Here is a 21,135-nt window from a genome sequence, read left to right as displayed (position 1 = left end):
CGGCGGGGCTGCCGCTTCCTATATTCATCCGTATGCGACGACGGAATGTGAACATCCTTCTCACGGGTACGGCTTCGGATTCCCACACGTGGAACCTGGTCTATATGCAGCTGCTCCTGGAGGAGCTCGGGCACCCGGTCACCAATCTGGGTCCTTGTGTGACGGACGAGCTGCTCACGGCGGCCTGCGAGGCCCAGGAGCCCGGTCTCGTGGTCATCAGCAGTGTCAACGGGCACGGCTACCGGGACGGGCTGAGCGCCGTGCGCGCCGTCCGCCGGGCCGGCCTGACCGTTCCCGTCGTCATCGGCGGCAAGCTCGGCGTGGCCGGCACGGCCGACCCGGAGCAGCGCACGCGGCTCCTCGACGCGGGCTGCGACGCCGTCTTCGACGACGGTGACGTCAGCGCCCTGAAGTCCTTCATCGCCGCCCTCGGGCAGGGTGCGCGGACCGGCCGGCACATCGTGCCGCGGACGGTCCCGCGCACCGCTGCCGGGCAGCCGGCCGCCCGGCGGGCCGTCGCATGACCGCCGCCACGCTCGCCGCACCGAACGTGGCCGCCGCACCTTCCGCTCCGGCACCTCCGGCCTCATCAGGTTCATCGGGGCCATCGGCCTCCACGGCTTCCTTCGGCTCGTTCGTCGCGGACGCCGCCGCCTCCGGACAGCTCGTCGTCCAGCCGCGGATGGGCTTCGGCGATCCGCGCCGGATGCGGGCCGGCCTGGAGCGGACCAAGGCCGCCGTGGCCACCACCGTCGGCACCCTCACCATCGACAGCTACACCCGGGTCGGCGACCACGCCGCGGCGCGCGACGCCCTCGCCGAGGGCACCCCGCTCAACGGCTACCCGATCGCCACCCACTCCGCCGAGCTCACCCGGGGACTCCTCTCGGGCGTGTTCGACGCCGGATTCCCCGTCCAGGTACGGCACGGCTCCTCGCGGCCGGAGGCGATCGTCCGGGCCCTCGCCGCCGCCGGGCTCGACGCCACGGAGGGCGGACCGGTCTCGTACTGCCTGCCCTACGGGCGCACCCCGCTCGCCGAGTCCGTGGAGAACTGGGCCCGTTGCTGCGAACTGCTCGCCTCGCTGGTCCAGGCCCCGCGGGTGGCCCACGTGGAGAGCTTCGGCGGCTGCATGCTCGGCCAGCTCTGCCCTCCCGGACTTCTGGTCGCCATCAGCGTGCTGGAGGGCCTGTTCTTCGTCCGGCACGGCATCCGCAGCGTGTCCCTGAGCTACGCGCAGCAGACCGACCCCGCCCAGGACGCGGAGGCGGTACGGGCACTGCGCCGGCTGGCCGCCGAGTTCCTTCCCCCGGAGGTCGACCGGCACGTCGTCCTCTACACGTACATGGGCGTCTTCCCGCACACCGAGCGCGGGGCCACCCGGCTGCTGGAAGCGTCGGCCCGGCTGGCGGTGACCTCCGGGGCGCAGCGGCTGATCGTCAAGACGGCCGCCGAGGCGCACCGGATCCCCACCGTGCTGGAGAACGTCCGCGCCCTGGAGACGGCCGCGGCGACGGCGGCGCTGACCGGGCCGGCCCGCGAGGCGGCGCATCCGGCGGACAGCGAGGTGTACCGGGAGGCCCGGGCCTTCGTGGAGGCCGTGCTCGAACTCGGCGACGACCTGGGGAAGGCCCTGCGTACGGCTTTCGCGCGGGGAGTCCTGGACGTCCCGTACTGCCTGCACCCCGACAACGCCGGCCGTTCGCGCAGTTTCGTGGACGCGGGCGGACGGCTGCGGTGGTCCGAGACCGGCGCCATGCCGGTCTCCCCCCATCGGGCGCCGGGCGGTCGGGCGCCCGCGTCCGCCCGTGCCATGAGCTCGGACGGGCTGCTGGCGGCGCTGGGCCGGGTGGCCGCGCAGTACGACGGACCGCCCGCGCCCGGGTCCGGGAGCGGGGCCCGGGCGGGCTCCCGCCCGGCCCGGACCCCTGCCTGACCCGCTCCCACCACCAAACCAACCACCACCACGAACAGGAAGCGACATGGACCTCTCGACCCCTCCCCCGCTGGGCGAGCACCTGCGGTCGCCGCAGCTGCGGTCCGCGATGCTCGTCCAGCAGGAAGTCCTCCACGCGGCGCGGCAGTTCCTGCGCGGCGAGGGCTTCGTGGAGCTGCTGCCGCCGCTGGTGGGCCCGGTCACCGACCCGGGCGGGCGCGGCGCGAAGGCGCTGGACGTCGACTACTACGGGCAGCCGTACAAGCTGATGACGAGCGCGATCCTCTACAAGCAGGCCTCCCTGAAGGGCTTTCCGCGCCTCTTCTACATCGCCCCGAACGTCCGGGTGGAGCCCCCGGAGACCGCGGGGACGGGCCGCCACCTGGTGGAGTTCCACCAGATCGACGTGGAGATGGCGGGCGGCAGCCGGGCCGACGCGCAGGAGATCGCGGCCGGGCTGCTGACCACGGTCGTCGACCACGTGTGGACGGCCGTCCCGGAGCTGCTCCGTGAACTGGGCCGGGAGGAGCTGGACTTCGCCGAGCTGCGGTCCGGGAAGTTCGACTCCTGCACGCACGAGGAGGCGGTGGCCCGGCTGATCGGGCAGGGCCACGCGCAGAGTCCGGACGCGGAGATCGACTGGGAGGGCGAGAAGGTGCTCTCCCTGGAGGCCGACCGGCCGTTCTTCATCGAGGACTACCCGAAGGGATCGCGCGGCTTCTACGATCGCGAGGACCCCGAACGCCCCGGTGTACTGCGGAACTTCGACCTGATCGCGCACGGCGGCTTCGGCGAGCTGGTCAGCGGCAGCGAGCGGGAGTCGGGCTACGCGGCGATCGTGACCCGGATGCGGGAGAGCGGCGAGAACCCGGCGAAGTACGCGTGGTACCTGGAGCTGGCCCGCGAGGGCATCGAGCCCAGCGCCGGGTTCGGCATGGGGTTGCAGCGCCTGGTGCGCTACCTGACCGGGCTCGACGCCCTCTGGCAGGTCAGCGCCTACCCGAAGCTGCCGGGGGTGATCGCGCCGTGAGCACACTCGGTGCGCCGGGCTTCCCGGAGCGGGCGGTACGGGCCAGGGCCCGGGCGGGTACGGCCGAGGTGTTCCCGGCGGCGGATGCCTACGGGACCGAGCTCTTCGGGTCCGCGGCCGACGGCCACGGGTACCCGGAAGGCGCAGGCGACGCGCCGGACGCCCTGGACAGGCTGCGGATCGTGCCGCCGGTGTTCATGCCGCGGCGGCTGGAGAAGCTGATCGACCTGGGCCGCGAGCCCTCGTACGAGGACGTGGACCTGGACACCTCGATCGGTGGTTTCACGGCCCGACTGCCGCTGTACCTCTCGGCGTTCGGCTCCACGCGGGCGGGCAGCGGCGACCTCGGGGTGGCCGCCGGCCGGCAGGCGGCGCGGCTCGGGATCCCGATGGTGATCGGCGAGAACATGGTGCCGGTGCACGGCTACGCACGCGGCGGCGACGGCGGGGCCACCCGCTCGGCGCTGCTCGAACGGGTCGCCGCCTACGCGGAGTCCGTCCCGGACGGGATCGGCGGCGTCGTCGTCCAGCAGTCCACCGAGGACGCCGACTCCGAGGTCTGGAACCTGCTCTACAGCGACCCGGGGACCCGGCCGCTGCGCGACTCCGGCCGGCTCGGCTTCGAGCTCAAGGTGGGACAGGGCGCCAAGCCCGGACTCGGCGGCATGACGGTGGTGGGCGCGGCCGAGGCCGGGCGGCTGGCGGGCCGGTTCGCCGTGCGGGACCTCCTGGGCGAGGCCGACGGCAGGCGGCTGCGGTGCGCGACACCCGGCACCTTCACCGAGGAGATCGTCCGCCAGCAGCTGCGCTTCATGCGGAACAACTTCCCGCTGGCCCGTACGTGGGTGAAGTTCCACCCGGGCCGGGACATCGCGGCGGCCACCGCCACCGCGTGGGCGGCGGGCGCCGACGCGGTCACGGTGGACGGCGCCGAGGGCGGCACCGGCTGGGCACCGCGGGTGTTCCTGGACCAGGTGGGGCTGCCGCTCGGGGAGTGCCTGCGCCGGATCGGCCGGCCGGGCGGGGACCTGCTCGCCACGGGCCGGATCTGGGAAGGCGGCCGGACCGTCCGGGCCCTGGCCCTGGGCGCCACCGCGGTGGGCCTGGGCCGGGCGGCCCTGCTGGCGGTGGACGAGGACCCGCAGGCCGGCCTGGTCCGGCTCGTGGAGGCCCTGGCGCTGGAGGTGCGGCTGCTGGTCAGCGCCCTCGGCAAGTACCGCGTCGCCGATCTGGACCCGGCGGACCTTTGGTCCCCGGACGCCCCGGTGCCGGGGGCCGTGCCGGCCGTCCCGCTCGGGAGCCCGTCATGAGGACGCCCGGGCAAGCCGGGCCGGGCGGGCCCGCCCTCGCCGGACCGGCACCCGGGCGGGCCGCCCCGCGCCCCGTGCCGGGCGGCCGGCTCCCGGGGCCGCCCGGGCGCCGTCGCCGGGCGGCCTGCGTCCGGGGGCGGTTCCGGCTCTCGGAGCTCCCGGGGGTCAGTGCCGCCGCCGTGCCCCCGGCGGGTCCGGCCGCCACCGCCGCGGCGGCCGCGGCCGCGCACCGGGCCCTCGGCGCGGCGGGCCTCGGCCACCTCGGGGGCCGCCTGGAACTCCGTACGTACGGCAGCGCCCCCCGCAGCTCCGACCTGACGCGCGCCGCACGCCGGGCCGTGGCCGCCGCCCTCGCCGGGCGGCACAGCACGCAGCGGTGAACCGCGACACGCACGGAACGCACGGAACGCACAGCACACACAGCACACACAGCACGCACAGCACGCACAGCACGCACAGCACACAGCGATGAACCACCCCTCCCCTCCCGCAGTCCCCACAGAGAACAGGTGCACCATGGACACCCCCGCACAGCACGCTCCGCAGCCCGCGCCCTCACAACCGGTCCAATGGGGCCGGGTCGGCTCCCTAGTCGGCGGCCAGGCCTCCGTGCAGCTCGGCAGCTTCGCCCTGCTCATCGCCATGAACTGGACCGCCGTGGAGCTGGGCGGGACCCGTGCGGTCACCCTGCTGATGCTCGCCGCCACCGTGCCCCGCGCCCTCATGCTGATCTTCGGCGGGGCGGTGGCCGACACCCTCGGCCCGCGCTTCATCCTGCTGCGCACCACGGCCGCCCGCGTGGTCCTGCTCGCCGCGGGGGCCGCCGTCACCGCCACCGCGCACCAGCTGTGGCCCCTGGTGGTGATCGCGCTGGTCGAGGGGGTCCTCCTGGGCCTCGCCGGACCGGCGTCCGGCGTCCTGCTGCCGATGTTCGCCCGCGGCGACCAGCTGGCCCGCGCGAACTCCCTGTACGCGATGGTGCTGCGCGTGGCCCCGATCCTCGGCGCACCGGCCGGGGCGTTCCTGATCACCGTCGGGGAGCTGTGGCTGGCGATGCTGGTCGGCGCCGTCACCGGAGCGATCTGGCTCGGCTGCCTGCTGCACGTCACCCACGGCTTCGTCCGCCCGAAGCCCGAGCCCGGCGTCTCCCTGGTCAAGCGCTCCGGCGACGGTTTCCGGCTGCTGGCCGCCCATCCCCGGCTGCGCTGGATGTTCGTCGCCGCCCTCTGCCTCGACCTGGCCTTCAGCTGGCCCGCCGAGGTGGCGCTGCCCCTGCTGGTCTCCGAACGCGGCTGGGGCGTGAGCGCCGTGGGCGTGGTGCTGGCCGCCTTCAGCGTGGGCGCCCTCGGCTCCAGCGCGGTGGGCGCCGCGATGGCGCACCGCATCCCGATGTTCGTGCGCCTCGTCGTCACCGGTGCCGGCCTCGCCGCCGGGATCCTCGTCATGGCCCTGATGCCGTCCGTCGTCTCGCTCACCGCCGTCGCCGCCGGGGTGGGACTGCTGTCCGGCCTCAACGGCCCCGCGATCGTCACCCTCTACCAGCAGTCGGCCCCCGAGGACCGGATGGGCGCGGCGATGTCCACCCTCGCCCTGGCCGGGATCGGCACCGCACCCATCTCCATCGCCGTCTTCAGCTCGCTCTCGCTCGTCCTCGGCATCCAGACCACGTGGCTGCTGTGCGGCGCGATCGCCTTCGTCTCCCCGGTGGCGGCGGTACTCGCCCTGCGCCACCCCGCGCGGGCCGAGGAGCCGGCACCGGTGGAGCAGATCCCCGTCCCCGCGGCCGCCTGAGGAGGTCCCCCATGTCCGTGCTCACGCAGCAACTCCTGCTCCCGGAAAGGCTGTCGGATCCCGGTCCGGCGCAGGCCGTCCTGGTGGCCGCGAGCCCTCAGCTGTGGCTCGTGGACACCACCGAGTACCGGGTGCACGCCGCCCGGCACGCCCCCGGCACCCTGGACGCCCAGGAACTGGCCCGCGCGGCCGAGTTCGTCCAGGCCGCGGACCGCGACGCGTACGTCTGCGCGCACGTCGCGCTGCGGCGGCTGCTCGGCGCGTACCTGGGCATCGTCCCGCGCGAGGTCACGGTCGAGCGGGCCCCGTGCGCGCACTGCGACGAGCCGCACGGCCGCCCCGTACTCCCGGGCGGGGCACTGCACTTCTCGCTCTCGCACTGCACCGGCATCAGCCTGCTCGCGTTCGCGACCGCACCGGTCGGGGTGGACGTGGAGGAGCTGGTGGCGCCGCGCACCATCCCGGAGCTGGCCGATGTGCTCCACCCGCGGGAGGCCGCCGAACTGGCGGCCCTCTCCCCCGGGGAGCGCTCGGCGGCCTTCACCCGGGTCTGGACCCGCAAGGAGGCCTACCTCAAGGGCCTGGGGGTCGGGCTGTCGGAGAACCCGGCCGCAGACTACGTCGGTTCGGGTTCCGTGCCGGCCCGCCTGCCGGGGTGGACCCTGACCGACGTCCTGGTCCCGGCCGGCCACTGCGCGGCCCTCGCCCTGCACACACCGTGACCCGGGACCGGTTCTGCTGACGGTCCGGTAGATTCGGTGGTGCAGCTGATCTTCAGGGGAGCGGCGGGGGCCGCGCGGGGACACGGGGGCAGTGGGTGCGGAGCGGACGCGTGCGGGACCGGCGGCGGGAGGCCGTGCTGGAGTGCTGGCGTGCGATCGAGCTGTTCAGTCCGCCGACGATTCCGGCGCTGCCCCGCCGGCGCCCCGGCGCGCGGTCCGGAGCGAGGGACGAGTACGTCGTCGACCTCACCCCGGAGCCGGGCCGGGTGCCGTCGCTCATGCCGTGGGCTGCCGATCATCCCGAGACGGGGGCCCGGCGGGCCCGGCAGGGCTGGATGTGGCGGCACGATGTCTACTGCGGGGTCTTCGACCTGGAGCTGCTCCGCCAGGCGATGATCGCCGCCCTGCCCGCGGGGACGGATCCCGACCCCGGCGTACCGCAGGCCGAGCTGGTGCTGTCGGGCCAGAGCGCGATGTGCGCGCTGGTCCTGGACGAGGAGGGCCGGCCGCTCGACGACACGTCCGTGATCTCCGCGTGCGGCTGGGCCACGGGCCGCCTGTTCGATCCGGGGCCGTCCGCGGCAGGGTGGCTGGACGGCTTCGAGGAGCTCGACGAGGCGTTCGGCTCGGCGATCGACGAGCTCACGGCCACCGCCGTCCCCTACGGCCCGGCCGCCCCGGCCGCGGGCACCGCGTACGGGGCCCGGCCCGGCGCCGGCGGCGGGAGCTGGCAGGGCCTGCTCGCCGAGATCCTGGGCGGAGCCGCCGTCGGCGCCGTCGGGGCCCTGTTCGGCGAGGTTGCCGGCGTCGCCCTGCAGGGGGCGGCGGAACCCCTGGTGCGCCGCGCCGCGGACTGGGCCGCGGCCCGCCGCCCCGCCGAGGAGCCGGTGGGGGCAGGACAGCCGGACGGCGCCGGGGGCGTGCCCGAGGCGCCGGGCGACGGCCCGGCCGCGTCGGCGGAGTCCGCGGCGGGCGAGGACGCCGGTCCCCGGGCGCTCGGTTTCGCCGATCTGGTCGCCCTGACCGCGCAGATCGCCGACCTGTGCGGGGTACGGGACCACCTGCGGCCCCAGGTGGTACGGGTGCGCAGCAGGCTGGTCCGCCGGCCGGCGGACCCGCGCAAGAAGGCCGCCGCCACGGCCCCGTTCCTGAACAGTCTCCTGCCGCCCGATCTGGCCCGGGTGTCCGCGGCGGTCGGCAAGGGCATCGGCCCTGCGCTGGAGGCGTACCTGACCGAGCCCGGCTCCGTCTCCGTGGGGGCGCGGACGGATGTGCGCCGGGAGCGCGGGGCCGTCCTGGACGGGGTGGCTCCAGCCCTCGTTCCGGCCGGCCGCTGGCCCGCGCCGGCGAAGTTCCCGCTCGCGCTGAGCCAGCAGTTCGCGGTCGACCGCATGCTCGCCGACCGGGCGGGGACGGACGGCGGGATGTTCTCCGTGAACGGCCCGCCGGGTACGGGCAAGACCACGATGCTGCGCGACCTGGTCGCCGCGCTGGTCGTCGAGCGGGCGGCGGTACTGGCCGCCTTCGACCGGCCCGGGCAGGCGTTCACCGGTCCGCCGTGGCGGGGCCGGGACCGCCAGGGGCAGCATCCCCGCTTCGTGTCGCGGCTCGACCCGCGGCTGACCGGCTTCGAGATCGTGGTCGCCTCCTCCAACAACGGCGCCGTGGAGAACATCACCGCCGAACTGCCCGGCATCGGCGCGCTCGGCGAGCACTGGCACGGCGGACCCGACCACTTCTCCGACCTCGCCTCCGCGCTGCTCAGCGGCCCTGCCTGGGGGCTGGTCGCGGCGGTGCTCGGCAACAAGGGCAACCGCAAGGAGTTCGGGGACCGGTTCTGGTGGGGACGGCTGCCCGAGAAGGAGACCGAGGCCCGCTCCGCCGCCGGCCTGCCACCGCTGCGCGGCATGCGGGAGGTCCTGAGCGACTGGATCCCGCCCCAGCCCGCGCCCGGGTCCCGGCGGCCCGGCGCCCCCGCGGAGCGGCCCGCGGACCGGCCCGCGGACCCGGCGGCCGGGCCCGCACGCCCCGTACCGTCGTGGACCGGCGCCGTCGCGGCGTTCCGCGCCGCCCAGGCCGAGGTGGAGCGGCTGCGCGCCGGGCGGGCCCGGCCGGCCGCGGCCCTTGCGGCCCTGGAGTCCCCGTCGGGCGGGCAGCGGATCGCGGATCTGGAAGCCGCCGTGTCCCGGGCCGGCCAGCAGGTCGCCGCGGCCGCGGCCGCCTTGGACCGGGCCGCCTCCGCCACTGCCGCCGCGCGTTCGGCCACGGTGGCGGCCGAGGCCAGGTGCGGGGCCGCCCGCGAGGGCGTACCGCAGGCCCGGCAGGAGCTGGCCGGCGCCCGCGCCGACCTGTCGGCCGCCCGTGAACTGGCCGCGCACCACCGCGAGTACGTGACCGCGCTGATCGCCCGGCACGACGCGCCCCCGACCGTCGAACGGGGCCTGGGCGGCGGCCTGCGCCGCCTGCTGCAGAGCTCCGCCGACCGGCAGGCCGCCGAACGGCACCAGGAGCACACCCAGGCCGAGATCACGCACCTGCTCGTCCGGCAGCGCGCCGCGCTCGACGAGTCCCTGGAACAGGTCGCGGCAGCCGTGCGCGCCGAGTCCCTGGCCGCCGGCCGGCACACCCGGTCCGCCGCCGTCGTCGAGGAGGTCACCGCCGTCCTCAACGCAGCCCTCGACCGCGAACGGGCCGCGGGCGCGCGGGAGACCGCGGCGGGCGCCGCCCTGCGCCGCGCCCGGCAGGACGCGGACACCGCCGGGCGCAACCTGCGGGGAGCCGTGGCCGAACTCGACGGCCGCCACCGTGAGTTGCGGGAGGCCGCCCGGACGCTGCCGTCCCTCCCGCTCGGCTGGCCGCACCTGGTCGAAGCGGACCAGGAACTGGGCTCGCCCTGGTCCGACGAGGCGTGGTCCACGGCGCGCAGCGATCTGTTCCTGCGCGCCCTCGATCTGCACCGGGCCTTCGCCGCCGGGGCCGCGAAGAAGGTCCGCGGCAACCTCCAGGTCCTGATGGAGCTGATGGCCGGTACCAACGGGGCCGTCCCCGACGAGGAGGTGGAGCGTGCCTGGCAGACCCTCTTCCTCCTGGTGCCCGTCGTCTCCACCACGTTCTCCTCCGTGGGCAGCATGTTCGCCCGCCTCGGCCGGGAGTCGATCGGCTGGGTCCTCGTCGACGAGGCCGGGCAGGCCACCCCGCAGGCCGCCGCCGGGGCACTGTGGCGTGCCCGGCGTGCCGTTCTGGTCGGCGATCCGCTCCAGCTCGAACCCGTCGTCACCATGCCCGCGGCCCTGCAGCTCCGGCTGCTCCGCGCCTACGGAGTCGCCGAGCACTGGCTGCCCTCGGCCACCTCGGCCCAGGCCGTGGCCGACCGGACGAACCGCTACGGCACCTACCTGCCGGCCCCCGGCACCGACGACGAGCACGTCTGGGTGGGCTCGCCGCTGCGCGTGCACCGCCGCTGCGAGGATCCGATGTTCACGGTGAGCAACGAGGTCGCGTACGGCAACCTGATGGTCCACGGCACCAAGCACGAGGCGTTCCCCGGGGCGGAGCGGGACGGCCTGCTGCCCAGCCGCTGGCTCAACACCGACGATCCGGGGCGCCCGTCCGACGCCCCGTGGGGCGAACGCGACCGCCGGGCCTTCGAGTTCGTCCTGGACTCCCTGCACCGCCACGGCGTCGGCGTCGAGCGGGTGCGCGTCATCGCCCCCTTCCGGGCCCTGGTCGCCGAGTGCCAGAAGGTCTGCCGCGGCCGGGAGGGCTGGACCTCCGAACTGATCGAGCAGCGCTGCGCCACCGTCCACCGGGCCCAGGGCAAGGAGGCCGACGTCGTCGTCCTCGTGCTCGGCGGCGGCCGGCCCGGCGCCCGCGCGTGGGCGGCCCGCACCCCGCACCTGCTCAACGTCGCCGCGAGCCGCACCAAACGGCGCCTCTACGTCATCGGCGAGCGCGGCCTGTGGGCCCCGCTCCCCCATTTCGACGTCCTCGCCCGCGAGTTGACGGAGTTCCACCACCTCCGCGACCGCACCCTCTGGCCCCAGGACACCGGGACGGCCTAGGCCGGGCCCGGGGCGTCCGGGAGTGCGTGTTCCGACCAGATGACCTTGCCGTCGGGCGTGTAGCGGGTGCCCCACTGGTCGCTGAGCTGCGCCACCAGGAACAGGCCGCGCCCTCCCTCGTCCGTCGCGGCGGCGTACCGCGGGTGCGGGGCGGTGCTGCTGCCGTCCCACACCTCGCAGGTCAGGGTGCGGGCGTGCAGGAGCCGTACCCGGACCGGCGCGCTGCCGTGCCGCAGGGCGTTGGTGACCAGTTCGCTGAGGATCAGTTCGGTGGCGAAGCCGAGCTCCGACAGGCCCCATGCGTCGAGCTGTTTCACGGCGAGGCTGCGCACGGCGGCCACCGCGCTCGGCTCGAAGGGCACCTCCCATTCGGTGACCCGGTCCGGGCCCAGGGTCCGCGTGCGTGCGATGAGCAGCGCCACGTCGTCGGTCGGACGGGTGGGCAGCAGGAGATCGAGTACGGCCCGGCAGCTCTCCGCCGGATCCCGGTCGGGATGGCTCAGCGCCGAGCGGAGCAGCTCCAGCCCCTCGCCGATGTCCCGGGTCCGCTCCTCGACCAGTCCGTCCGTGTACAGGACGAGCTGGCTGCCTTCCGCCAGGTGCAGCTCCGCGGTCTCGAAGGGGATGCCGCCGAGCCCGAGCGGGGGCCCGGCCGGCAGGTCCACGATGGCCGTCGTGCCGTCGGGAGCCACCACGAGGGGCGGCAGGTGCCCGGCCCGTGCCATCGTGCAGAGCTGGGACACCGGGTCGTAGACGGCGTACAGGCAGGTCGCGCCCAGGACGCCGCCGTCCAGGTCGTCGGCCGCCCCGTCGCGGTCGATGCGCTGGACGAGGTCGTCCAGGCGGGCGAGGATCTCGTCGGGCGGCAGGTCGAGGGTGGAGAAGTTGTGCACGGCCGTGCGCAGCCGCCCCATGGTGGCCGCGGCGTGCAGTCCGTGTCCGACGACGTCTCCGACGACGAGCGCGACCCGGGCGCCCGGCAGCGGGATCACGTCGAACCAGTCGCCGCCCACTCCGGACTGGGCGGGCAGGTAGAAGTGCGCCACGTCCACGGCGCTCTGCTCGGGCAGGGCGCGCGGCAGGAGGCTGCGCTGGAGGGTCTCGGCGAGGGCGTGTTCACGGGTGTAGCGGCGGGCGTTGTCCATGCTGACCGCCGCGCGGGCGACGAGTTCCTCGGCCAGGGACAGCTCGTCCTCGTCGAAGGGCTCCGGTTTCTGCGACCGCCAGAAGTTGACCACGCCGAGTACGACGCCACGGGCCCTGAGCGGGGCCACGATGAGCGAGTGGATCCCGTAGTCGACGATGGCGCGGGCCCGCGGCGGGTCCTGGGCGTGCCAGCCCGCCGCGTCGGCCAGGTGGGGCACCAGTTCCGCTTCGCCGGTGCCGTAGCCGCGCGCCTGCGGGGTGGACGGCAGGAAGTCGATCAGCCGGCCGCACGGGTAGAGGGGGTGGTCGGCGCGGATGCCGCTGACCGCCGTGCGCCGCATGTCGGCTCCGGCGGCCGGTTCGTCGCCGTCGAGGACCGAGTCGGCCAGGTCGACCGTGACGTAGTCCGCGAACCGGGGCACGGCGACGGCGGCGAGCTCCTCGGCCGTCCGCACCACGTCGAGGCTGGTTCCGACATCGCCTCCCGCGTCGTAGAGCAGCTTGAGCCGTCGGCGGGCCGTGTCCGCCCGGCTCGTCAGGACCTGCATCTCGGTGGAGTCCCGGATGGTGACGACGGCGCCCTCGCGGCGGCCCCCGGGGTGGGTGGGCCGCTGGTTGACCACGAGCAGCCGGTCGCCCGATTCGATCACCTCGTCGGTGGCCACGCGGCCCGACAGCAGCAGGTCCGCCATCCGGCGGTCCAGGCCGGGCACGTCCCCGACGCTGCGTCCCTCGGCGTCCTCCGGCAGGCCGAGCAGCCGTCTGGCCTCGTCGTTGGCCAGCCGTAGCCGCCCGTCGCCGTCCGTGATCAGCACTCCTTCGCGGACGGCGTGGAGCACCGCGTCGTGGTGCTCGTACATGCGGGTCATCTCCTGCGTGCCGAGCCCGTGGGTCTGGCGGCGCAGGCGCCGGCTGATCAGGGCCGTGCCGCAGGTGGCCAGGGCCAGGCCGGTCGCTATGGCCAGGAGGATGACCGGGAGCTGGCGGTCGACGACGCCGGACACGTTCTTCACCGTCAGGCCCGCCGAGACCAGGCCGACGACCCGGCCGTCGGGCGCGGTGACCGGCACGACCGCCTGGATCTCCTTGCCGAGCGGCCCCTGCACGCTCTCGGTGTGGACCCGGCCGGCGAGCGAGGGCTCGATCGTGCCGACGAACCTTTTTCCGATGCGGTCCGGCTGGGGATGGCTGTAGCGGATGCCGTGGGTGTCCATCACCACGATGAAGTCCACTCCGGCGGCCTTGCGCGTGGTCTCGGCCAGGGGCTGCAGGATTGCCGACGGGTCGGACGTCTTCAGCGCGTCCTGCAGGCCCAGGGAGTGGGCGAAGGTCTCCGCGACGGAGACCGACCGGTTGCGCGCCTCCCGGTCGCTGTCGTGCCGCGACTGGAGCAGCAGGGACAGCAGGGCGCCGGCCGCGAGCAACACCACGATCGCCACCTGGAGGACGAACACCTGGCCGGCGACGCTGCGGAGTCTGTTGCCTAGGAGTGACCGCACCGACACGCCCGGCACGGATGGCAAGGAAGGAGGGTCACGCACCCAGTTGTAGCACCTCTCGGCCTCCGTGGCCCCCGGGCGCGCGACATCACTTCACGGCACCCGGCGGTCACGTGCTGCGATCCGGCTGTCAGCCGGTGCAGAATTCGGCGGCCAGCATGCCGTTCAGGCTGTACAGCTCCCAGAGCGGCCAGTCGCCGTTCATGTTGAGCACGATGGCGTGGCTGCCGTCCGCCGTGGAGTAGAGGTAGCTCAGCGATCCGAATCCGCCGCCGTTGTGCCCGTAGAGGGTGACGGTGGAGGCGTCCGCACAGGTGATCGTGCGCCGGGTGAGGCCGAGCCCGTAGTCGGCCTGGACGGCCTTCCAGGGCCTGCTCGCGTACCAGTATCCGGGCGTGGCCTTGTCACCGGAACTGATCGTGCTGATCGCCGGGTTCACGATGCACTCGGGCCAGGCGCGGGCCGGATCGCAGGGGATGCCGGGGAGTTGGGTACCGGGCGCTCCGCTGCCGGTGGGGTTCAGGTCGGTCATCATCCGGGCGAGCTGGGCCGGGGGCAGGAGCCCGCCGCCGAGCAGGGCGCGGATGAAGGTCATCAGGTCGCCGCTGGTGGACACAACGGCTCCGGCCGCGCCGCCGATGGACGGGTTCCAGTCGGCGGCCGGACGGGAAAGGTGGCCGAACAGGCCGCGCGGACGGAGGTAGTTCGTGAAGAACTGGTCGTGCGGTGTCGGCAGGGTGGCCGTGGATCCGGGGAGCACGGTGTGCGTGAGGCCGAGCGGCTGGATGATCCGGCGCGTGATCTCCTCGGCCCACGGGTGTCCGGTCACCCGCTCGATGACCATGCCGAGCAGGACGTAGTTGGTGTTGCTGTAGTGCATGCCGGTGCCCGGCGCGAACTGCGGTCCGTGGGAGGCGCCTTCGTCGACGAGCTGCTGGGCGGAGTAGTCGGGCAGGTTGGGGAAGCTGCTGCCGGCGCTCGCCAGCACGCCCAGGTCGCCGAGGTAGTTGAACACGCCGCTGGAGTGCTGGAGCAGGTTCCGCACGGTGATGGGCGGGCTGCCGGGCGGCGGGTTGAAGCACTGCCCGGTGCTCGGGTTGCAGCCCGCGACGGGGTTGGTCTTCAGGACCGGGCCCAGCAGGCCGAACACGTCGTCGTCGAGGCCGACCCGGCCCTCGTCGACGAGCTGGAGCACGGTCGTCGCGGTGAAGGTCTTGGTGATCGAGGCGGCCCGGAAGGGGCTGTCCGGGTTGCGTACCGGCGTGCCCGCGTCCGTGGCTCCGGTACCGGTCCAGGAGACGCCGTCCTTGTAGGTACGGGCGATCACCCCGGGGATCCCGTCGCCGCCGACGGCGGTCCCCGCCTCGGCGCGCAGGGCGGCGAGCAGCGGTTCGTGGCTGTCGTGCGCGGCGGCCGGCGTGGACGGCAGTCCCATGGCCGCGACCAGGAAGGTCGCGGCGGCCAGCGCGAGGCGGGCCCGTGTGGTGCGCGTGGTGCGTGCGGTGCGTGCGGTGCGTGTCCTGCCTGTGGCGCGTGTGACGCGTGTGCTGCGTGTGCTGCGTATGCCTCTCATCGCTGTCCCCCGTGTCGGCACCGCCGGGCAGTGCCGCCCGGCTGCGCCGAAGCTACGCAGGCCCGGCAGACAAGGGAAGGGCCGCGCGGGGGCGTGCCGGAGCCCGCCTCACCCGAGCCGGTCGATGAGGATCATCGCCACGTCGTCCGTCAGGCGGCCCCCGGTGTGGCGCACGAGCGCCCGGTGCACCGCGTCGAGGAACTCCCGCGGGGAGGTACCGGCGGATATCTCCTCCATGATCTCCGGCAGGGGGAGGAACTCGTCGGCACGGTTGCGGGCTTCGATGACGCCGTCGGTGTAGAGCAGCAGCCGGTCGCCGGGCAGGAAGGGATGGCTCTCGGGCATGGCGGGAGGCCCGTCGACGAGGTCTTCGAGCCCGAGCGGCGGCATGGGCGAGGCGGGCATCAGGGCCCGCACCCTCCCCTCGTGCAGCACCAGCGGGGGCGGATGGCCGCGGTTGACCAGGTGCACCACCGGCTCGTCCGGCACCTGGGCGATGAGCGCGGTCGTGAATCCCTCCAGGAGGACTTCGGGAGGTTCCGCCTGGGAGTACGTGCCGCGCACGGCGGCTTCCCGCCGCAGCGCGGCCGCGCAGTGGTTCATGACCTCCTGCACCTCCTCCTCGTAGTGGACGGCCTCCCTGAACGCGCCCAGTGCCACCGCCACCGCGCGGATGGCCGACAGCCCCTTTCCCCGGACGTCGCCCACGATCAGGCGGACGCCGTAGCGCGTCCGCACCGCCTCGTACAGGTCGCCGCCCACCAGCGCTCCGCTCCCCGCCGCGAGGGACAGACTGGCCGCCCGCAGCGGCCCCAGCAGCTCGGGGACGGGCCGTAGCACGACCTCCTGAGCGGCCACCGCGATCCGGCGGACCTGGTCGAGCTCGTTCTGCCGGCGGGTGCGCACCGCATTGCTCAGGATGACGCTGGCCACGGTCACCACGATCAGGCCCAGGAAATTGCCGATGATCAGCTGGGTCTGGGTCCCCCACGACTGGTTGTAGGTCGCGGAGGTCACGTTCACGGCCACGGCCACGGCCGCCGCGGCCAGTGTGCCGGCCGGGCCCATCGTCAGCGCGGCCAGCGCCGGCGTCGTGCTGAGGACGGGCCCGGTGACCAGGTCGTGTGCGGGCGAGAGCTCGATCCCCAGCACGCCCAGCGCGATCGCGAAGGGCGCGCACCGGGCCAGTACGAACCGCACCTCACCGTGACCGTGCGCGCCCGGCCGACCGGGCGGTCGAGGCTGTGACCTCATGGGAACAGACTGCCCCGCCGGAGCTGCCGGGGCCTCCCGGAGCCCCGTGACCAGCCGCGGCCCGGGGCTCCCGGGCGGGGTGGGCGCCCGGACTGCGGCCGCCGCGGCGCGAACCTACGCTGATCAGGTGCGGGCCGTACCGCAGGCCACGGCGAACGCGGATGCCGTCCGGAGGCGGCCCGAGGGAGGTGAGGCCGGATGTCCGTACCCCGGTCCGTCGTATCCCGGCCGGTCGCACTACCCCGCTCCCGGCCGGCCGTACCCCGCCGGTCCGCCGTACCCCGGGCGGCTGCGGCCCGCTGCGTGGCCGCCGGAGCCGTGTGCTCCTTGATCCTCGTGGGTGCGGGAACCGCCGCGGCCGATAACAACGGCGTCGCCGACAAGAGCCCCCGGGCCATCGCCGATGCCTCCCGCGATGCCATGTCCGGCGTCACGTCCATGCGCATGGTGGCCGAGGTGACCGACAAGGCGGGCACCACCGCTCTGGACCTCCGATTCGACGAGCAGGGCGACTGCGTCGGCACCGTCACTCCCCCCGGCGGTGAGGGCGAGGCGGACATCATCAAACGCGGCGACGACGTGTGGATGAAGCTCGACGATGCCCTTCTGCGGGCACAGGTACCGGGCTTCGCGGGCGAGGGTGCCATCGCACTCGTCAACGGCCGTTACCTGCACGGCACTACGGACAGTTCCCTGTTGCGGGACTTCGCCGAGGTCTGCGATCTGGACTTCTTCAAGAAGGAGTTCTCCTCGAAACCGGCGGACGCACAGCTGACCAAGGGTGCGCGGACCGACGTCGACGGCCGTCCGGCCATCACGGTCACGAGCCGGCACGAGGACCAGCAAGGTACCTACCAGGTCTCGACCGAGGGCGAGCCGTACCTGCTGCGGATCCAGGGCACCGAAACGCCCGGCAAGCGGATCGAGGCAACCTTCTCCGCCTTCGACGAGCCCGTCGCGGCCAAACCCCCCGCGGCCGCCGACTCGGTCGACGTATCCCGGCTCCAGTAGCCGTCGGGGCCCCGGCAGGGCTCACTCGGCTCACTTCGAGGAGACCAGGTCCTCCGGGGATTCCGGGGATCCCGGGGACTCCGGGGACTCCGGGGATCCCGGCCGGGACGGTACCGAGCCCAGGGCCCCCTCCCCCGGCAGGGTGCGCCTGCTTGCGGCCCAGACGGCCACCGGCTCGGTGTAGCGGGCGGTCAGCGGGCCGATCACCACGAGGATCAGGACGTAGGCGGTGGCGAGCGGGCCCATCGCGGGCTCGATCCCGGCGGTGACGGCGAGCCCGGCGATGACGATGGAGAACTCCCCGCGGGCCACGAGCGTCCCCCCGGCCCGCCAGCGCCCCTTGACCCCGATCCCGGCCCGCTTCGCCGCCCAGTACCCGGTCGTGATCTTCGTACCGGCGGTGACCAGTGCCAGCGCCAGCGCGGGCAGCAGCACCGGCGGGATGCTGGCCGGATCGGTGTGCAGGCCGAAGAAGACGAAGAAGACGGCGGCGAAGAGGTCCCGGAGCGGGCTGAGCAGGGTGTGGGTGCCTTCGGCGACCTCGCCGGACAGGGCGATGCCGACGAGGAACGCGCCCACCGCGGCGGAGACCTGGAGCTGCTGGGCGATGCCCGCGACGAGCAGGGTCAGGCCGAGGACCACGAGGAGGAGCTTCTCGGGGTCGTCGCTGGAGACGAAGCGGGAGATGTGGCGTCCGTAGCGGACCGCGACGAACAGGACCGCACCGGCGACGCCCAGGGCGATGGCAAGGGTCGCGCTGCCCGCGGCGAGGCTCACGCCCGCGAGCAGGGCGGTGATGATCGGCAGGTAGACCGCCATCGCGAGGTCTTCGAGGACCAGGATCGACAGGATGACCGGCGTCTCCCGGTTGCCGACCCGGCCGAGGTCTCCCATGACCTTGGCGATGACTCCAGAGGAGGAGATCCAGGTGACTCCGGCCAGGACGACGGCGGCGACGGGGCCCCAGCCCATGAGGAGCGCGGCGACCGCGCCGGGGACCGCGTTGAGGGCGAAGTCGACGAGGCCGGCCGGGTACTGGGTCTTCAGGTTGGAGACCAGATCCGAAGCGGTGTACTCCAGGCCGAGCATGAGCAGGAGGAGGATCACGCCGATCTCGGCGCCGATAGCGACGAACTCCTCGCTGGCTCCCATCGGGAGCAGTCCGCCGGTGCCGAAGGCCAGGCCGGCCAGGAGGTAGAGGGGGATGGGGGAGAACTTCAGGCGTCCGGCGACCCGGCCCAGCAGGCCCAGGCCGAGGATGATCGCGCCGAACTCGATGAGGAACACGGCGGAGTGCACGGGCATCACTCCCGGCCGAGTATCGCGGCGGCCGCGTCGACGCCCTCGCGGGTGCCGATCACGATGAGGGTGTCCCCGCCCGCGAGGCGGAAGTCCGGGGCGGGCGAGGGGCGGGCCTCCGCGCGGCGCAGTACGGCCACGATCGAGACGCCCGTCTCGGTCCGCATCCGGGTCTCGCCCAGCACCCGGCCGTTCCAGTGGGAGTGGGCGGACAGTTCGATCCGCTCGGCCACCAGGCCCAGGTCGGTGGTGTGCAGCACATTCGGGCTGTGGTGAGCGGGCATCAGCGCGTCGATCAGGGAAGCCGCTTCCGGTCCGGTCAGGTGCAGCGAGTGGGCGCAGGCGTCGGGGTCGTCGGCCCGGTAGAGGTTCACGGTCCGGGTGCCGTCGCGGTGCGCGACCACGGACAGGTGGCGGCGCTCGCGGGTGGTGAGGTCGTACTGGACCCCGATGCCGGGCAGTGGTGTGGTGCTCATCCGCGGAGCAGGCACAGCTGTCCCCCCTCGTGTTCGTTTCCGTACGTGATGCCGTCGGCGGTGTGGCCGGTTCTCGGGCAGGAGACGGCCGGCCGGCGGCCCCATGGTGCCATTTTCCGGGCCGCCGGAATATGGGTGCCGGCACGGATGGACAGCGCCCCGACAACACAGCAGGCTGCAGGGGTCACCGGCCCCGTCGCAGGTCACCGCGGGTGCGGGTGGGTACGGTCGGGGACGGTGGAGGTGAGCGCCCCGATCGGGCGGGTGGACAACGGGAGGGGAAGCGGACGTGTCGCTGTACTGGCGGATCTTCGTGCTGAACGCCGCCGTTCTCGTCGCGGCCGTACTGCTGCTCCTCGGCCCGGTCACCGTCTCCACCCCCGTCCTGTTCGGCGAGGCCGTGGTGGTGCTCGGGGGGCTGGCGGCCATGCTCGTCGCGAACGCCGCCCTGCTACGGGTCGGCCTGGCGCCCCTCGACCGGCTGACCCGGGCCATGACCGCGGTCGACCTGCTCCGCCCCGGCAGCCGGACCCGCGTGGAGGGTCCCGGCGAAGTGGCCGAGCTGACCACGTCGTTCAACGCGATGCTGGCCCGGCTGGAGGCCGAGCGCGCGACCAGCAGCTCCCGGGCCCTCTCGGCGCAGGAGGCCGAACGCCGCCGCATCGCCCGGGAACTCCACGACGAGGTGGGTCAGACCCTCACGGCCGTCCTGCTCCAGCTCAAGCACACCGCCGACCGGAGCCCGGAGCCGCTGCGCGAGGAGCTCCGGCAGGCGCAGGAGGCCACCCGTACCGGCCTGGACGAGATCCGGCGCATCGCCCGGCGCCTGCGCCCGGGCGTGCTGGAGGAACTGGGCCTGCACAGCGCACTGCGGGCGCTCACGACGGAGTTCACCACCTCGTCGCTCCGCGTGCGGCACGTCATCGCGCCGGGGCTGCCCGCGCTGGACGAGGCCACCGAGCTCGTCGTCTACCGGGTCGCCCAGGAGGCCCTGACGAACGCGGCCCGCCACGCGGACGCGCACGAGGTCGGGATACATCTCTGCGACGGTCCCGCGGGAGCCGTGCGGCTCCTCGTACGGGACGACGGCGCGGGCATCGGCCGGGCCGCCGAGGGCGCCGGGATCCAGGGCATGCGCGAACGCGCCCTGCTGATCGGCGCCGGTCTCACCCTCGGAGCCGGCCCGCACGGCGGAACCGAGGTGCTGCTGGACGTCCCCACGAGCAGGACCGGGGAGGGCCCGCGATGACCCCGCCGGAACCGGCCGCCCCGACCCGCGTCCTGCTCGCCGACGACCACGCCCTCGTCCGCCGGGGCGTACGGCTCATCCTCGACGCCGAACCGGACTTGACGGTGGTCGCGGAGGCCGGGGACGGAGCCGAGGCCGTCGCCCTGGCCCGTACCCAGGACGTCGACCTCGCCGTGCTGGACGTCTCGATGCCCCGCATGACCGGCCTCCAGGCCGCCCGGGAACTCTCCCGGCTGCGGCCGGAGCTGCGCATCCTCATCCTGACGATGTACGACAACGAGCAGTACTTCTTCGAGGCCCTGAAGGCCGGAGCCGCCGGTTACGTGCCCAAGTCCGTCGCCGACCGGGACCTCGTCGAGGCCTGCCGTGCGGCGATCCGGGACGAGCCGTTCATCTACCCGGGCGCCGAGACCACCTTGATCCGCAATTATCTGGACCGGGCCCGCAGGCAGGATCCGCTGCCGGCCCGGGCGATCACCGAGCGGGAGGAGGAGATCCTCAAGCTCGTGGCCGAGGGCCACTCCTCCAAGGAGATCGGGGAGTTGCTGGTGATCAGCGCGAAGACGGTGGAGCGGCACCGGGCGAACCTGCTCCAGAAGCTGGGGATGCGGGACCGTCTGGAGCTGACCCGCTACGCCATTCGAGTGGGCCTGATCGAGCCGTAAAAAAGTACGCGCCGGGGGCCGCCCGCCGGAGGGCTCTGCCCATATTCGCCATATTCAAGGGGATAACCCGCCGAACGGAAGCGCTGTTCCATGGGCATCTCGGCCAAGGTTCT

The 21,135-nt window shown here is 74.1% G+C and carries 16 protein-coding genes; 11 read left to right on the top strand and 5 right to left on the bottom strand.

The features are described 5' to 3' along the window. Positions 1-32 precede the first annotated feature (32 nt). The 8 genes from ACIA8F_RS12240 to ACIA8F_RS12205 all read left to right on the top strand — a co-directional run bounded on the left by ACIA8F_RS12240 (position 33) and on the right by ACIA8F_RS12205 (position 10,850). A complete protein-coding gene (locus ACIA8F_RS12240) occupies positions 33-524 on the top strand; it encodes a cobalamin B12-binding domain-containing protein (RefSeq protein WP_399378214.1) in 492 nt (163 codons plus the stop codon). Further along, positions 521-1,936: a methylaspartate mutase gene (locus tag ACIA8F_RS12235; RefSeq protein ID WP_399378213.1), complete on the top strand. Its 1,416-nt coding sequence runs from the start codon at positions 521-523 to the stop codon at positions 1,934-1,936. The genes ACIA8F_RS12240 and ACIA8F_RS12235 overlap by 4 nt, the downstream gene beginning before the upstream one ends. Positions 1,937-1,982: 46 nt before the next feature. Further along, on the top strand, positions 1,983-2,966 hold the full coding sequence (locus ACIA8F_RS12230; protein ID WP_399378212.1) for an asparagine synthetase A: 984 nt from the start codon (positions 1,983-1,985) through the stop codon (positions 2,964-2,966). After that, positions 2,963-4,276 (top strand): glutamate synthase-related protein, encoded by a 1,314-nt coding sequence (locus tag ACIA8F_RS12225; RefSeq protein ID WP_399378211.1) that lies wholly within the window; start codon positions 2,963-2,965, stop codon positions 4,274-4,276. Before ACIA8F_RS12230 ends, ACIA8F_RS12225 begins: the two co-directional genes overlap by 4 nt. Continuing rightward, a complete protein-coding gene (locus ACIA8F_RS12220) occupies positions 4,273-4,656 on the top strand; it encodes a hypothetical protein (protein ID WP_399378210.1) in 384 nt (127 codons plus the stop codon). The genes ACIA8F_RS12225 and ACIA8F_RS12220 overlap by 4 nt, the downstream gene beginning before the upstream one ends. A 136-nt stretch (positions 4,657-4,792) precedes the next feature. Beyond that, complete coding sequence (locus ACIA8F_RS12215; protein WP_399378209.1) at positions 4,793-6,067, top strand: MFS transporter; 1,275 nt, start codon at positions 4,793-4,795, stop codon at positions 6,065-6,067. Between the two features lie 11 nt (positions 6,068-6,078). Next, a complete protein-coding gene (locus ACIA8F_RS12210; protein WP_399378208.1) occupies positions 6,079-6,789 on the top strand; it encodes a 4'-phosphopantetheinyl transferase family protein in 711 nt (236 codons plus the stop codon). 110 nt (positions 6,790-6,899) lie between these two features. Continuing rightward, on the top strand, positions 6,900-10,850 hold the full coding sequence (locus tag ACIA8F_RS12205) for an AAA domain-containing protein (protein ID WP_399378207.1): 3,951 nt from the start codon (positions 6,900-6,902) through the stop codon (positions 10,848-10,850). Here the strand turns inward: ACIA8F_RS12205 and ACIA8F_RS12200 are convergent. The 3 genes from ACIA8F_RS12200 to ACIA8F_RS12190 form a co-directional block, all read right to left on the bottom strand. Continuing rightward, the gene (locus tag ACIA8F_RS12200) at positions 10,847-13,501 is read right to left on the bottom strand and encodes a SpoIIE family protein phosphatase (protein WP_399378293.1); all 2,655 of its coding nucleotides are present in this window, start codon (positions 13,499-13,501) and stop codon (positions 10,847-10,849) included. The two genes, ACIA8F_RS12205 and ACIA8F_RS12200, sit on opposite strands and share 4 nt — an antisense overlap. A 124-nt stretch (positions 13,502-13,625) precedes the next feature. After that, the gene (locus ACIA8F_RS12195) at positions 13,626-15,068 is read right to left on the bottom strand and encodes a serine hydrolase domain-containing protein (protein ID WP_399378206.1); all 1,443 of its coding nucleotides are present in this window, start codon (positions 15,066-15,068) and stop codon (positions 13,626-13,628) included. Between the two features lie 108 nt (positions 15,069-15,176). After that, complete coding sequence (locus ACIA8F_RS12190; RefSeq protein ID WP_399378205.1) at positions 15,177-16,268, bottom strand: PP2C family protein-serine/threonine phosphatase; 1,092 nt, start codon at positions 16,266-16,268, stop codon at positions 15,177-15,179. 252 nt (positions 16,269-16,520) lie between these two features. Between ACIA8F_RS12190 and ACIA8F_RS12185 the strand changes: the two genes are divergently transcribed. Further along, positions 16,521-17,333, top strand: a complete 813-nt coding sequence (locus ACIA8F_RS12185; RefSeq protein ID WP_399378204.1) for a hypothetical protein — start codon at positions 16,521-16,523, stop codon at positions 17,331-17,333. A gap of 30 nt (positions 17,334-17,363) precedes the next feature. Here ACIA8F_RS12185 and ACIA8F_RS12180 read toward each other — a convergent pair whose 3' ends face one another. Next, positions 17,364-18,632 (bottom strand): cation:proton antiporter, encoded by a 1,269-nt coding sequence (locus tag ACIA8F_RS12180; protein ID WP_399378292.1) that lies wholly within the window; start codon positions 18,630-18,632, stop codon positions 17,364-17,366. 5 nt (positions 18,633-18,637) lie between these two features. Further along, the gene (locus ACIA8F_RS12175) at positions 18,638-19,108 is read right to left on the bottom strand and encodes a cation:proton antiporter regulatory subunit (RefSeq protein WP_399378203.1); all 471 of its coding nucleotides are present in this window, start codon (positions 19,106-19,108) and stop codon (positions 18,638-18,640) included. Between the two features lie 289 nt (positions 19,109-19,397). On the opposite strand from ACIA8F_RS12175, the gene ACIA8F_RS12170 reads away from it, so the two are divergent. Both ACIA8F_RS12170 and ACIA8F_RS12165 read left to right on the top strand, forming a co-directional pair. Further along, entirely contained in the window at positions 19,398-20,357 is a 960-nt protein-coding gene (locus ACIA8F_RS12170) for a HAMP domain-containing sensor histidine kinase (RefSeq protein WP_399378202.1), read from the top strand. Then, positions 20,354-21,022, top strand: coding sequence for a response regulator (locus ACIA8F_RS12165; protein ID WP_399378201.1), 669 nt, complete (start codon positions 20,354-20,356; stop codon positions 21,020-21,022). Before ACIA8F_RS12170 ends, ACIA8F_RS12165 begins: the two co-directional genes overlap by 4 nt. Positions 21,023-21,135: the final 113 nt, after the last annotated feature.

The organism is Streptomyces sp. NPDC051563, from assembly GCF_044454225.1.
In the GTDB taxonomy this organism is placed as follows: Bacteria; Actinomycetota; Actinomycetes; order Streptomycetales; family Streptomycetaceae; genus Streptomyces.
Note: the sequence above shows the minus strand (reverse complement) of the source record. Positions and strands in the feature narration are given on the sequence as shown.